The sequence below is a fragment of the Sporosarcina saromensis genome, assembly GCF_033253735.1.
Classification (GTDB): domain Bacteria; phylum Bacillota; class Bacilli; order Bacillales_A; family Planococcaceae; genus Sporosarcina; species Sporosarcina saromensis.
Genome location: NZ_JAUBDI010000009.1, coordinates 121,978 through 135,050 on the forward strand (window position 1 = coordinate 121,978; position 13,073 = coordinate 135,050).

General features: G+C 42.6%; 13 protein-coding genes, 1 tRNA gene, 2 rRNA genes and 1 pseudogene. 5 read left to right on the forward strand and 12 right to left on the reverse strand.

What is annotated here, in order from left to right:
* Window positions 1–12: 12 nt before the first annotated feature.
* The 3 genes from QT711_RS10970 (at window position 13) to QT711_RS10980 (ending at window position 1,985) form a co-directional block, all read left to right on the forward strand.
* The gene (locus tag QT711_RS10970; protein WP_317944220.1) at window positions 13–636 is read left to right on the forward strand and encodes a response regulator transcription factor; all 624 of its coding nucleotides are present in this window, start codon (window positions 13–15) and stop codon (window positions 634–636) included.
* A gap of 95 nt (window positions 637–731) precedes the next feature.
* Complete coding sequence (locus QT711_RS10975; protein ID WP_317944221.1) at window positions 732–1,490, forward strand: AAA family ATPase; 759 nt, start codon at window positions 732–734, stop codon at window positions 1,488–1,490.
* 315 nt (window positions 1,491–1,805) lie between these two features.
* Window positions 1,806–1,985 carry a hypothetical protein gene (locus QT711_RS10980; protein ID WP_317944222.1) on the forward strand — a complete coding sequence of 60 codons (180 nt, stop codon included), beginning with the start codon at window positions 1,806–1,808 and terminating at the stop codon, window positions 1,983–1,985.
* Window positions 1,986–2,088: 103 nt separating this feature from the next.
* On the opposite strand, the gene QT711_RS10985 is transcribed toward QT711_RS10980, so the two are convergent.
* From QT711_RS10985 to groES, 4 genes are all read right to left on the reverse strand, one after another.
* Complete coding sequence (locus tag QT711_RS10985) at window positions 2,089–2,859, reverse strand: ABC transporter permease (RefSeq protein ID WP_317944223.1); 771 nt, start codon at window positions 2,857–2,859, stop codon at window positions 2,089–2,091.
* A complete protein-coding gene (locus QT711_RS10990) occupies window positions 2,852–3,784 on the reverse strand; it encodes an ABC transporter ATP-binding protein (RefSeq protein WP_317944225.1) in 933 nt (310 codons plus the stop codon). Before QT711_RS10990 ends, QT711_RS10985 begins: the two co-directional genes overlap by 8 nt.
* A gap of 412 nt (window positions 3,785–4,196) precedes the next feature.
* Entirely contained in the window at window positions 4,197–5,828 is a 1,632-nt protein-coding gene (gene groL, locus QT711_RS10995) for a chaperonin GroEL (RefSeq protein ID WP_317944226.1), read from the reverse strand.
* A gap of 49 nt (window positions 5,829–5,877) precedes the next feature.
* On the reverse strand, window positions 5,878–6,162 hold the full coding sequence (gene groES, locus QT711_RS11000; protein ID WP_317944228.1) for a co-chaperone GroES: 285 nt from the start codon (window positions 6,160–6,162) through the stop codon (window positions 5,878–5,880).
* 257 nt (window positions 6,163–6,419) lie between these two features.
* Here groES and QT711_RS11005 point away from each other — a divergent pair, with 257 nt between their 5' ends.
* Window positions 6,420–7,157, forward strand: coding sequence for a CPBP family intramembrane glutamic endopeptidase (locus QT711_RS11005; RefSeq protein ID WP_317944229.1), 738 nt, complete (start codon window positions 6,420–6,422; stop codon window positions 7,155–7,157).
* A 58-nt stretch (window positions 7,158–7,215) separates the two neighbouring features.
* Here QT711_RS11005 and QT711_RS11010 read toward each other — a convergent pair whose 3' ends face one another.
* On the reverse strand, window positions 7,216–7,719 hold the full coding sequence (locus tag QT711_RS11010; RefSeq protein WP_398295980.1) for a YIP1 family protein: 504 nt from the start codon (window positions 7,717–7,719) through the stop codon (window positions 7,216–7,218).
* 41 nt (window positions 7,720–7,760) lie between these two features.
* Here QT711_RS11010 and QT711_RS11015 point away from each other — a divergent pair.
* Window positions 7,761–9,080: pseudogene (locus tag QT711_RS11015) on the forward strand (ABC-F family ATP-binding cassette domain-containing protein); the annotation flags it as partial.
* Between the two features lie 320 nt (window positions 9,081–9,400).
* Here QT711_RS11015 and tsaD read toward each other — a convergent pair.
* The 7 genes from tsaD to QT711_RS11050 all read right to left on the reverse strand — a co-directional run.
* Window positions 9,401–10,423: a tRNA (adenosine(37)-N6)-threonylcarbamoyltransferase complex transferase subunit TsaD gene (gene tsaD / locus QT711_RS11020; protein WP_317944233.1), complete on the reverse strand. Its 1,023-nt coding sequence runs from the start codon at window positions 10,421–10,423 to the stop codon at window positions 9,401–9,403.
* Window positions 10,423–10,872, reverse strand: coding sequence for a ribosomal protein S18-alanine N-acetyltransferase (gene rimI / locus QT711_RS11025; RefSeq protein WP_317944242.1), 450 nt, complete (start codon window positions 10,870–10,872; stop codon window positions 10,423–10,425). The genes tsaD and rimI overlap by 1 nt, the downstream gene beginning before the upstream one ends.
* Complete coding sequence (tsaB, locus tag QT711_RS11030; protein ID WP_317944235.1) at window positions 10,869–11,576, reverse strand: tRNA (adenosine(37)-N6)-threonylcarbamoyltransferase complex dimerization subunit type 1 TsaB; 708 nt, start codon at window positions 11,574–11,576, stop codon at window positions 10,869–10,871. The genes rimI and tsaB overlap by 4 nt, the downstream gene beginning before the upstream one ends.
* Window positions 11,573–12,025, reverse strand: a complete 453-nt coding sequence (tsaE, locus tag QT711_RS11035; RefSeq protein ID WP_317944237.1) for a tRNA (adenosine(37)-N6)-threonylcarbamoyltransferase complex ATPase subunit type 1 TsaE — start codon at window positions 12,023–12,025, stop codon at window positions 11,573–11,575. Before tsaE ends, tsaB begins: the two co-directional genes overlap by 4 nt.
* A 482-nt stretch (window positions 12,026–12,507) precedes the next feature.
* A tRNA-Asp gene (locus QT711_RS11040) sits at window positions 12,508–12,583 on the reverse strand.
* A gap of 104 nt (window positions 12,584–12,687) precedes the next feature.
* Window positions 12,688–12,803: ribosomal RNA gene (rrf, locus tag QT711_RS11045) — 5S ribosomal RNA — on the reverse strand.
* A gap of 84 nt (window positions 12,804–12,887) precedes the next feature.
* Window positions 12,888–13,073 (reverse strand): 23S ribosomal RNA (locus QT711_RS11050); the annotation flags it as partial.

A 13,073-nucleotide genomic window follows, 5' to 3' on the forward strand; every position in this document is an offset into this window, starting at 1 on the left:
GAGGTAAAACTAGTGAGTATACGTGTATTGATCGTTGATGACCATCATGTCGTCCGAAAAGGACTTGTATTCTTTTTTCGAACTCAACAGGATCTCGACATTGTAGGTGAAGCCTCCAATGGAAAAGAAGCGGTACAACTTGCCTATTCATTAAAACCAGACATTATTTTAATGGATTTAGTCATGCCCGAGATGGATGGAATTGTGGCAACAAAAATCATCAAAAAAGAGCATCCTGAGATAAAAATTATGATTTTAACGAGTTTTTCCGATCAAGATCATGTCATCCCTGCACTGGAAGCTGGTGCCGCTGGGTTCCAATTAAAAGATATTCAACCTGATGAGCTCGTAACTGTTTTGAAAAAAATGATGAACGGGGAAAATCAATTGCACCCGAAAGCGACATCACATGTCGTTAATAACTTCTCCAATAAAATATTAGTGGATGCCTTAACCAAAAGAGAGCTGGATGTATTAAAAGAAATTGCAAAGGGAAAAAGCAACAAAGAAATCGCCTCTTCCCTGTTCATTACCGAAAAAACCGTCAAAACTCATGTCTCTAGCATATTGGCTAAACTGGGACTTGCCGACCGGACCCAAGCAGCGCTATATGCGGTTAAACATAGGTTACAATGAGATTGATAATGTAATTAGAACATACACGATGCAACAATGTTAAGACTGCTTTCGATAGGTCACGTAACTATACGTAATGAAAGGGGTAAAAGTCTTTGTCTTTACTAACTGCAAACTCCCAATACATAAGATCCGTACAATTAAAACGAGAACAGATTAAGCATGGGAAATTCCCGTTCACCCTTCCCTTCATCAAGAACATGTACGAACTCCCCCTTCATCCGAACATCACCTATATTATTGGAGAAAATGGCATGGGCAAGTCAACACTTCTTGAAGGGATCGCAATTGCATATGGTTTCAACCCTGAAGGCGGAACGATGAATTTCAATTTTTCTAGTTATGACTCACATTCGGAGCTCGATGAGCACCTTCGTCTTGTAAAGGGGACGGAACGTGCAAGGGATCATTTTTTCTTCAGAGCCGAGACGTTTTATAATGTAGCAACTTCCATCGAAGAACTGGACAAAGAGCCAGTACGTGGTCCCAAAATTATCGATTCTTTTGGAGGCTTGTCACTGCACGAGCAATCCCATGGAGAATCGTTCTTCGCTGTATTCAGAGAGCGTTTTAGAGGGAAAGGACTGTATATTTTGGACGAACCGGAAGCAGCACTTTCCCCACTGCGCCAACTGTCATTACTTTCCCGTATCGACCAGCTCGTCAAGGATGGATCCCAGTTCATCATCTCCACCCACTCACCAATCGTCATGGCACATCCGCTTTCAACCATTATGCAAATCACCGAAGATGGAGTGTACGAAACAACATTGGAAGAAACGGAACACTACTCGATCATGAAGCAATTCTTCGAGAACCGTGACCGTATGTTACATCACCTGTTTGAAGAATAAATCATCACTATCTCACTCACAATAATATATATTTGTTACAATATATGTAATACTACAAATAACAATAGAGTGGAGTGTGAATACTATAGAAAAACGTTTTGAGGTGAGTTTAAAAAATCCCGTACTTCGAACATGGCTAATTATTATGCTTCCTTCGTTCGTAGTTGCCTCTTTACTTTTGTTTTTGACCGATATTCCTGGGGTCTATATTACTTTGACGTACACTACAGGGACTTGGCTGGTTTTCTTTATTTGGCTTACCTTTTATAAGAGTAAAATCAAAAGATTGAATGCTAAGCAAGTATCTTGAAAGAAATGCCTAGCAAAATTGAAAAAGAACGGATCCCTATACAGACATTGGATCCGTTCTTTTTTATTCATGTAAAACGTCTTACGCTTGTCAGGATTGACCAAGCGCTTCCGCTTTGTGTGAAGGTGCCTGTGCCAGAAACATTTATGTTAATTCAATTAATTTGTATGTATATGCAACTGTAGTGAATTAACTGAATTCAACCTTGCACAGGCACTGATTTTAATGACTAAGTTCATTTGCAATTATCATTGATTGTAAGAGGTTGTGGAGTGAGCACAAAAGATGTCAGCTTCTCAGCCCACGTCCTTTTTCAATCAGATACCAATTGATTGCATAAAGAGAAATGACAAAGACAAATGAAATGAGAACAGAGAATACAATCGGAACGTCGGTTACACCAAGAATCCCAAATCGGAATCCTGATATCATATAAACAATCGGGTTGAACTGTGATACTAGCTGCCAAAACGGAGGAAGCATCGAGATTGCAAAAAACACGCCGCCTAAATAGGTCAACGGCTGAAGAATAAACGTAGGAACAATCGACACGTCGTCAAATGATTTTGCAAAAATACCGTTTAACAGTCCTGCCAAAGAGAACAAAATAGAAGTCATCAAAAGCGTCAAGACGACAATGCCCCATGAGTAGACTTGCAACGGAACAAAAAACAGAGAAATAATCGTGACCAGTATACCCACCAAGATACTTCTTCCCATTCCTCCAATCACAAAGCCCCAGATAATAATATGAGTCGGTACAGGGGCAACTAATAGTTCTTCAATGTTCTTTTGAAACTTTTGTGAAAAAAATGAGGACGAGACATTTGAGTAGGAACTCGTGATGACTGACATCATGATCAATCCCGGGACTATAAACTCCATGTAGGAGAATCCTTCCATCTCGCCAATCCGTTTACCAATCAAATTCCCGAAAATGATAAAGTACAAGGAAGTTGTAATGACCGGCGGGACCAATGTTTGGACCCATATCCTGAGATAGCGGTTCGTTTCTTTGACTGACAAGCCTTTTAATGCTGTAAAATATAGTTTAAACATGTGTATCCCCCACTGCCGTTTCTTCTGTAAGTTTTAAAAATAACTCTTCTAATCGATTAGACTTGTTGCGCATGGACAACACTTTAATTCCTTGTTCTGTCAATTGGCTAAATACTTCGTTGATCCCTTGATCACGCGCTACCTCCACAGAAAGTGATCCTTCGTCCAAGAGTTCACTTTTATAGCCTTTGATTACCGGCACCCGTCCGGAAGATTCGATATCTAAAATAATGGTTTCATACTGGAGTTTAGCCAGCAATGATTTCATACTGGTATCTTCAATCAGCTGTCCATTTTGAATAATACCAATGTTGCGGCACAACATCTCCGCTTCTTCCAAGTAATGCGTTGTCAGAATAATCGTCGTGCCGTTTTCATTCAACTCTTTCAAAAACGTCCACATTTCTCGTCTCAATTCAATGTCCACACCGGCCGTCGGCTCATCCAGAATGAGTAGACGCGGTTCATGCATCAAGGCGCGTGAAATCATTAGACGACGTTTCATCCCTCCAGAAAGCATCCGTGATTGTACATTTCTTTTCTCCCATAAATCTGACTGCTTCAAGTACTTTTCGCTGCGCTTCAATGCCTCTTTCCTTGGCACGCCATAATATCCCGCCTGGTTCAACACAATCTGCTGGACCGTTTCAAAAGGACTAAAGTTGAACTCTTGAGGAACCAGACCGATCTGCAGCTTGACCTGCATTAAGTGCGTGTCCATATCATAGCCGAAGACATGAACTTTTCCTGATGTCTTATTGACGAGGGATGTCACAATCCCGATCGTCGTAGATTTGCCGGCTCCGTTAGGCCCCAAGAGAGCGTAGAAGTCTCCTTCCTCTACTTTCAAATCGATGCCACGCAAAGCCTCGACACCGCCCGTATAGACTTTTTTTAGTTCTTTTATTTCTATTGCGTATGTCATTCCTTTTATCTCCTAACCATCTTTTTAATCAGCTGCAAGTAAATAGCTATTTGCTAGTATACCACTCCTCTCACTAGTAAGGCTTTATGTATACATTTTCTATATATTAACTTCCCTGTCTCATCAGAAAAAAACCATTCATTGATGCACCTCTCTATTCTGTTTGATAAGGAACAATAAAAAAGGAATCTTCCCTACTATAAGAATAAATTTTAGATAATATAATGATCAAACTAAACAACTCTTCCAAACACGACGTTCTTTAGAATTCAGTTCAATTACTATTTACTAGAAAAAAGGCCTCTCACCAATTCAAATGAATTGATGAAAGACCTTCTTGATTTTGAGTGATTTATTTGGTGTTGATGAATAGTTCTCTACACCTTGATAGTACAAGGGGGTAGAGAATTTATTACATCATTCCGCCCATTCCACCCATATCAGGCATTCCGCCACCTGCGCCAGCTGGTTCTGGGATGTCTGCTACAACTGCTTCTGTTGACAGGAACATAGCTGCAACAGATGCTGCGTTTTGGAGTGCAGAGCGTGTTACTTTTGTTGGGTCTACGATACCTGCTTGGACCATGTTAACCCACTCGCCGTTTGCTGCGTTGAAGCCGATGCCGACTTCTTCGCGCTTGAGGCGATCGACAACGATGGAGCCTTCAAGGCCAGCGTTTGTTGCGATTTGGCGAACTGGTTCTTCAAGTGCACGAAGAACGATTTTCACGCCTGTTGCGACGTCGCCTTCTACACCTTCAAGAAGTGTTTCAACTTTTGTATAAACGTTAACAAGCGCTGTACCACCACCGGATACGATTCCTTCTTCAACAGCCGCACGCGTAGAGTTCAATGCGTCTTCGATACGAAGTTTACGCTCTTTCAATTCTGTTTCAGTTGCTGCGCCGACCTTGATCACTGCTACGCCGCCAGCCAATTTCGCAAGGCGTTCTTGTAGTTTCTCTTTGTCGAATTCAGACGTTGACTCTTCAAGTTGTGCACGGATTTGGCCAACACGTGATGCGATAGCATCTGCATCGCCATTTCCTTCAACGATTGTCGTGTTGTCTTTTGTAACAACGACTTTCGCAGCGCGACCAAGTTGCGTGATATCAGCAGATTTCAAGTCTAGACCTAGATCTTCTGTGATCACTTCGCCGCCTGTTAGGATTGCGATATCTTCTAGCATTGCTTTACGACGGTCACCGAAGCCTGGTGCTTTAACAGCAACAGCGTTGAACGTACCACGAAGTTTGTTTACAACAAGTGTTGCAAGTGCTTCGCCTTCTACGTCTTCCGCAATCATCAACAACGGCTTACCTTGTTGAACGACTTGCTCAAGAACTGGAAGTATTTCTTGGATATTCGAAATCTTCTTATCTGTAATTAGAATGTAAGGGTTGTCGAGAACCGCTTCCATTTTGTCTGTATCTGTCGCCATGTATGCAGAAGCATAACCACGGTCGAATTGCATACCTTCTACGACGTCAAGCTCAGTCGTGAAGCCTTTAGATTCTTCAAGCGTAATGACGCCGTCGTTGCCAACGCGCTCCATTGCTTCAGCGATCAATTCACCGACTTCTTCGTCACCAGAAGAAATAGCCGCAACTTGTGCAATTTCTTGTTTGCTTTCGATTTCATCGGAAATGCCTTTTAGTTCTTCCACTGCAGTCGCAACCGCTTGCTCGATTCCTTTACGGATACCAACAGGGTTTGCACCAGCTGTAACGTTTTTCAATCCTTCACGGATCATCGCTTGCGCTAGAACCGTCGCAGTCGTTGTACCGTCACCAGCGATTTCGTTTGTTTTAGAAGCAACTTCTGCAACAAGTTTTGCACCCATGTTTTCGAATGCATCTTCAAGTTCGATTTCTTTTGCAATCGTTACACCGTCATTTGTAATGAGCGGTGAACCGAATTTTCTTTCAAGAACAACGTTACGTCCTTTTGGTCCAAGTGTTACTTTAACAGCATCTGCAAGTGTATCTACACCACGAAGCATTGCGCTACGTGCGTCTTCATTAAATTTAATTTCTTTAGCCATTTATGAATTCCCTCCTGATTTTTCGTGTTTTCTTTTATAAGCGTATGACTTAGCCGATAATTGCTAGAACGTCGCTTTCACGCAGGATTAAATATTCATTGCCGTCATATTTTACTTCAGTTCCAGCATATTTTGAGAAGATGATGCGGTCGCCTTCTTTCACTTCCAGCTCAACGCGCTGTCCGTTTTCAAGAACTCGTCCAGTACCTGCCGCAACTACTTTACCTTCTTGCGGTTTTTCTTTCGCAGAATCCGGTAGTACAATACCGCTTGACGTTTTTTCTTCTGCTTCGATCAGTTCGATTACGATACGGTCACCTAATGGTTTCAACAAGTGAAACACCCTCCTCGATATGTTATCTTCTTTTTAGCACTCAGTAAGCACGAGTGCTAATACATTTATTATCATAATCAAGTTGCCCACTAATTGCAAGTGAAATACTTGCTGTTTTTTAGATAATTTTTCCGCTCGTGAACTTTCTTTACACCTCGCCTGTCCAATATAAATGAAACCTTATCTATGCTATGTTTTCTCTTTGCTAAACTAGTATGAAACCGCTAAAATGGACATCAGAAGAAAGGAAGTTGCACATGAAAAACTGGAAAATCAATGTATGGATCATCCTCTTATATATCGCCATGCAACTCGTCAGTATTCCAATTAGTAAAAGTTTCTTCACCTATTTTCATACGACAGCTGGGCAAGAGATTGAGCTAGCAAGATTAAATGCGGTCGCGTGGGCACTTTTCATCTCCAATATGATCGCTGCCCCATTCATCTTGTTCATGACAACACGAAACAAACGTTTCTGGAACATCTTTAAGAAAGGCAAGCAAGCGTCAATCGGTAAATCGATCCTTTGGGGAGTCCTTGGCTTTTTCATGGCAATGGCAGGGCAAATGATTGCCGGAGCAATTGAGTTTGGTCTTGGCATAGAGCCGGGTTCTGATAATACCGCCATGCTAAGCACAATTGCAAAAGCTTCCTCCATTATCATAATCCCGATCGTCATTTTCGCACCGCTACTAGAAGAGCTTGTGTTCAGAAGAGTCATTTTCGGCAGCATTTACACAAAAACGAACTTTTGGATTGCGGCCATCCTTAGTGGCGTGATCTTCGCGCTCGTTCATGGAGAACCAGAACACACGCTCATCTATATGGCACCTGGTATCGTCTTTTCGTTTATTTATTACCATACAAAACGGATCTGGACGCCGATGATTGCCCATTTCCTCATGAACGGCTTTGTCATGATTGTTCAATTAAATGCCGATAAACTCTTACAACTGCAAAATATGAAACAAGCACTAGCGATATTCTTTCATTAATAAAACCGAGCAACCAACTATAACGGGTTGCTCGGTTTTTACTCACCAACATTTATCGTTAAATGATTGAAAACAGCATCGCCGAGAAAGCGAACGCCAATACGATCGCCAGAAGCACTCCAATGGCGATGATAATAAGAATGACGCCAAATCCACGCATTGCCGAGAATCCGTGCACAAGGCCAATTCCCTTACACGTTATAACCACACCATAAATTCCAATTGCTAACGTTACAACGTTCGTTAACAAATACACACCAATCGGTAAATTCGTAAAGGCAAATTGAGAGGTCGGTGTATCAAACAGTTCTGGTCCATACATAACGACCATCGCTAAATGCATCGGTGCGAGCCAAATCATGAGTAATGAAAAGGCAGGAAATAAACGCGCCATATCCGAAAACGTCCCTTTTCCACCAAGCCATTTCCCTACCCACGTATACATCGCCGCACCGATCAACCACCCGATCATTGAGCCGATAAAGGTGCTCACAATCCCTAACAGAACAATGATTCCTAATGGAAGTCCCGAAAATAACCCTGTACCTGCAGAGGAAACCATTCCTGCACTTATCGAATAAAGTGCAAAAATGAGAAATCCATATGGAAAAATACCTTGTTTCTTATGAAGGGGCCATCCTAATCGTTTCGCATGACCGCTACTTCCTCGATCAAATCGTGACAATTGTCTATGAAGTTTCCAGACGTAAAGTGACGAAGTATACAGGGAACTATAGTGCATACTTAGATGAAAAAGCGAAGAATTATGAGCGGGATAAAAAACTGTTTGAGCGTGAATCGAGTGAACGGGCCAAGTTGGAAGATTTCATTCAACGGAACATCGCTCGTGCCTCCACGTCCAAAATGGCAAAAAGCCGACGTAAACTTTTGGAGCGGACCGAATGGATGGATTCGCCTGACGGAGACGAAAAGTCCGCCAGTTTTTCCTTCTCGATCGATCGACCAAGCGGGAATGATGTATTGACGTTGGAAAACATTGCGGTTGGCTATAATGGAAATCCTGTGTCACAGCACATTCACATGCACGCGTATAAAGGCGATCGAATTGCGATTATTGGTCCGAACGGAATTGGAAAGTCGACATTGTTGAAAACAATTGTCAAAAAACACGAGCCACTTGCCGGTTCAATCCGTTACGGAACGAACGTGCAGTTTGGCTATTACGACCAGAACCAAGCGACCATTATTGGATCCGGTACTGTTCTATCCGAACTTTGGGATGAATGGCCAATGATGAACGAAAAGGATGTGCGCTCCGTACTCGGTCGTTTCCTCTTCACAGGCGAAGATGTGGATAAACCCGTCACTTCATTATCCGGTGGAGAAAAAGCACGACTTTCATTAGCAAAACTGATGTTGCTAAAATCCAATACACTCGTCCTCGATGAACCGACAAACCACTTGGACCTCGACAGCAAAGAAGTATTGGAAAACGCACTTGATGATTTTCCTGGGACCATTTTGTTCGTCTCCCATGACAGGTATTTCATAAACCGCATAGCAACCAAAGTCGTGGATGTAGGACCGAGTGGTGTAACGGAATACCTCGGTGATTATGACTACTTCATTGAAAAGAAAAACGAACTTGAAGAATTGAAAGCAGAAAAAGCAATCGCAGAGCAATCAACCGTTGCAAAAAACCGACGACATGATGAAGATAAAGAAGTCAAACGACAAGAACGTCGGTTAACACGCGCAATCGCGGAAGTGGAAGCCTCACTTGCCACGATGGATGAAGAAATCAGTAAGCTCCAAGACGAATTGCTCAATCCTGACTATGCGGATGATCATGTAAAGTTGATGGACATCCAACAACAAATCGATACGTTACAGACCGAACACGACAACCAATCCGAGAAATGGTTGAACTTGCAGGAAGAACTCGAAACATTATTAGCATAATAATTTGCTGTTGAAGGAGAAATTCCTTTCGACAGCATTTTTCTTTTTCGACAACGGCCCAATTTTTATTCCACAATCTTATCAACATGATTAGCATTGATAGAATCGGATATGAACATAGTTATCCACGTTATCCACAGAAAGATGTTTTTTAATCCACAAAGTTATCCCATCAGTTGCGCAAGTATACACATATATCGAAAAACTATCCACAACTTATAAACAAATGTGCATAAGTACGAACGTTCCCTATTGACAAATGAATACCGCCTCATACCAAATAAAAACGGAAATCGTCATATTTCGACGATTTCCACCAATTATTCACTCCATGAAGTTAACTGCATACCAGGCTTCCCGTTCATATCCATTGCGCCTCTTTTGCCTTCAATAAACATGGCTGTTCCTGCAGCTGCAATCATTGCCGCGTTATCGGTACATAGCGATATAGGCGGGACGTAAAACGGAATCCCTGCATCTTTAAATATCGCTTCCAATGAAGTGCGCAATCCTTTGTTTGCTGCAACCCCACCAGCTGCAATGACTTGCTTTACACCGTACTCTTTTGCAGCTCTTACGGTTTTAGCTGTCAACACGTCAACAACGCTCTGTTGAAAACCTGCCGCCACGTGAGAAGGTATAACCGATCCACCTTTTTGCTCTATATTATGTTTATAATTAATGACCGCGGACTTTAATCCACTAAAACTGAAATCATAAGAATCTGCTTCTAGCCAAGCACGAGGAAATTCAATTGCCTCTTCACTTTCCAATGCCAGTTTATCAATTTGTGGACCTCCTGGATACGGTAAGCCAAGTACACGTGCGACCTTATCATATGCTTCTCCTGCCGCATCGTCACGCGTTTCTCCAATTAACTTAAAGGAACCGTGCTTCTCCATGACGACCAGCTCCGTATGGCCACCAGAAACGATGAGGGCTAATAACGGAAACTCCATCGGTTGCATTAACTGGTTGGCATAAATATGGCCAGCAATATGGTGCACTCCGATAATCGGTAAGCCATTTGCAAACGCAAACGCTTTTGCCGCATTAATCCCAATCAATAGCGCACCGACTAGTCCTGGTCCTTCTGTTACCGCCACCGCATCCAAGTCCGCTGGCATCATCTTTGCGACTTTCAATGCCTCTTCAATGACAAGCGTAATTTGCTCGACATGATGACGTGATGCAATTTCTGGCACGACCCCTCCAAAACGTTGCTGACTTTGGATTTGGGACGCGACGACATTCGAGACGATTTCACGACCATTTTTCACAATGGAAGCTGCAGTCTCATCACAACTCGTTTCAATACCTAATACATAGACATCTTTACTCATTACAATTCCACCCACATGACGAGCGCATCTTCATGGTCGTCCGTATAATAGTTTTTCCGTATGCCACCGTCTTGAAAACCTAACTTTCGATAGAGGTTTTTTGCAGTCTCATTCGAAACACGTACTTCAAGTGTCATTAACCGAACCTCATTCACTTTGCACAGTTCAATGGCCTGCCGCATTAACGCTTCTCCAATGCCATTTCCACGCATATGTTTGCGAACCGCAACATTCGTAATATGGCATTCATCGAGCACAACCCACATGCCACAATGCCCGATCACCTCATCTTCGTGTACCGCCACAATATAGTGTGCATAATCATTACCATTCATTTCGTGCGCAAACACTTCTTCCGTCCAAGGCGTCGCGAATGACTGCTCTTCAATTCCTACGACAGCTGGAATGTCTTCTACACGCATTTTTCTATACTCAATTGTCGTATTCACAAGCCTTTTTCCTTCCGTTGTTGCTGTATCCAATTCGCCTCTGCCTCCGCAATCCGGCGATACTCCGGTGTAAATGTGTGTGTATCTGCTTTTTCTTCAGATTGCTGCGCCATGTAAATAAGTGACGACGCACGTGGAAGTTGCATCGAAAAAGGCGCAATGACAGCCAAATCGGCCAATCGTTCTTTGATTTTTTCTTCATACATTGCAACGTCTTTTCCAATGAACAGTACTCGTTGGTCCCTATCTGCTAAAGCATCCAGCAACTCATCAATCGCAAAATGCCCATCCTCTTGTACAGAGGTTATCAAACCATCCACTTCTTCATAAAGACCAGCATATACATGATTCCGCCGCGCATCAAATAGCGGACAGATGACACCAGGGAAGTACGAAGCATTTGCTGCCAAAGCCTTCAAGCTCGATACGCCGACAAGCGGTACTTGCAACGTCCAAGCCAATGTCTTAGCAATCGTCACACCGATCCGCACGCCTGTATAAGATCCCGGGCCTTCTGAAACAGCAATCGCGTCCAATTGTTTCGGCTCCATTTGCACTGTCCTAAAAAGTTCCTCTATAACTGGCATCGCACGCAATGAATGATTGAGCGCCATTGAAGAATTCACTTCTGTTAAGACGTTTCCATCCTTCACAATTGCAACGGACAATGGCGTATTGGCCGTATCAATTCCTAACCATATCATTTCGTCATCGCCTCACATATCTTCATATAACGCTCACCAAGCGGCGTAAAAATTATTTTACGGGACGTCTCTCCCGTATGGAATAGTTGAATCCCCAAACGTTCCTTTGGTAAATCTTCTTCAATTAAATGCGCCCATTCGACAATACTAATTGCATCCCCGTAAAACAACTCGTCCCAACCAAGGTCCTCGTCACTTTCAGCAAGGCGATACACATCCAAATGGTTAAGAGGGTATTTTCCCTCATATTGCTTAATGATCGTAAAGGTCGGACTATTCACCGTCCGTGTAATCCCTAACCCTTTCGCAAGCGCTTTTGTAAATGTAGTTTTTCCAGCACCTAAATCTCCCTCCAACGTAAGGACATCAGGAGGTGCCAACAAATTTGAAAGCTTCTCAGCAAGCTGTTCTGTTTCCTGCAAAGAGGAAACATTCATTTCAATCCTCATTAGTTGATCCTTTCCTCTCCACTTTGTTCTAGTGTACCGAAAATATCGTCATTCTAAAAGCTTTGCGAATTGATGGCGAACAATTGAATCCGTTTGGTGAATCGCGTTCAATTTCCTGCAAGTCGCGGTTATTGTTTAATGCAGCTAATGAACAGAAACATTGTGTACGCAATATCTGCCACGAACACTACTTATTCAACCGCGCCTCTAACAGGCCATCCCGCGTTATTTAGATCAGTCCGGACCCATAAACTATCCGTCCATCCACTTGCTTTTCTTCTTTATGAATACATAATCCAGTAATACAAAGTTTTTATTTTTAGAAACCAATCAGTTGTAAATAAACAATTTTAAACGTTATTTAAACTTCTCTTCACATCATCACAAACAAATACAAAGCGTTGCATCAATCTCAGAAATATGTACATACAAAAAAACCGACCCTGGAGTAAATCCACAATCGGTTGGAAGTTTAAATTAAATGGCGGTCCCGACCGGGATCGAACCGGCGATCTCCTGCGTGACAGGCAGGCATGTTAACCGCTACACCACGGGACCTTATTAAATATGTATACCTTTTGATAGAATGTGAGGTTCTTTAACTGCAAATAGTAGTAAATGATCAATTCTAACCAACTAACAGTTCTATCAAAAAGTGATGTGCCCGGCGACGTCCTACTCTCACAGGGGGAAGCCCCCTACTACCATCGGCGCTGAAGAGCTTAACTTCCGTGTTCGGTATGGGAACGGGTGTGACCTCTTCGCCATCGTCACCAGACAATTAAACGAATCTTGTTCGTTCAAAACTGAATAAAACCAACATTGTTGCTAAACACAAGTTCAACCATACTAAATTAACATAAAGGATAAGTCCTCGATCGATTAGTATCCGTCAGCTGCACGTGTCGCCACGCTTCCACCCCGGACCTATCTACCTCATCATCTTTGAGGGATCTTACTTACTTGCGTAATGGGAAATCTCATCTTGAGGGGGGCTTCATGCTTAGATGCTTTCAGCATTTATCCCGTCCATACATAGCTACCCAGC

What these genes read in the sequence shown, in the direction of transcription:
- QT711_RS10980 (WP_317944222.1), top strand. Translation starts at nt 1,806, where the DNA reads ATGCCTAGCAAAATTGAAAAAGAACGGATCCCTATACAGACATTGGAT.
- QT711_RS10985 (WP_317944223.1), bottom strand. Translation starts at nt 2,859, where the DNA reads ATGTTTAAACTATATTTTACAGCATTAAAAGGCTTGTCAGTCAAAGAA.
- QT711_RS10990 (WP_317944225.1), bottom strand. Translation starts at nt 3,784, where the DNA reads ATGACATACGCAATAGAAATAAAAGAACTAAAAAAAGTCTATACGGGC.
- groL (WP_317944226.1), bottom strand. Translation starts at nt 5,828, where the DNA reads ATGGCTAAAGAAATTAAATTTAATGAAGACGCACGTAGCGCAATGCTT.
- QT711_RS11005 (WP_317944229.1), top strand. Translation starts at nt 6,420, where the DNA reads ATGAAAAACTGGAAAATCAATGTATGGATCATCCTCTTATATATCGCC.
- QT711_RS11010 (WP_398295980.1), bottom strand. Translation starts at nt 7,719, where the DNA reads ATGGTTTCCTCTGCAGGTACAGGGTTATTTTCGGGACTTCCATTAGGA.
- tsaD (WP_317944233.1), bottom strand. Translation starts at nt 10,423, where the DNA reads ATGAGTAAAGATGTCTATGTATTAGGTATTGAAACGAGTTGTGATGAG.
- tsaB (WP_317944235.1), bottom strand. Translation starts at nt 11,576, where the DNA reads ATGATATGGTTAGGAATTGATACGGCCAATACGCCATTGTCCGTTGCA.
- tsaE (WP_317944237.1), bottom strand. Translation starts at nt 12,025, where the DNA reads ATGAGGATTGAAATGAATGTTTCCTCTTTGCAGGAAACAGAACAGCTT.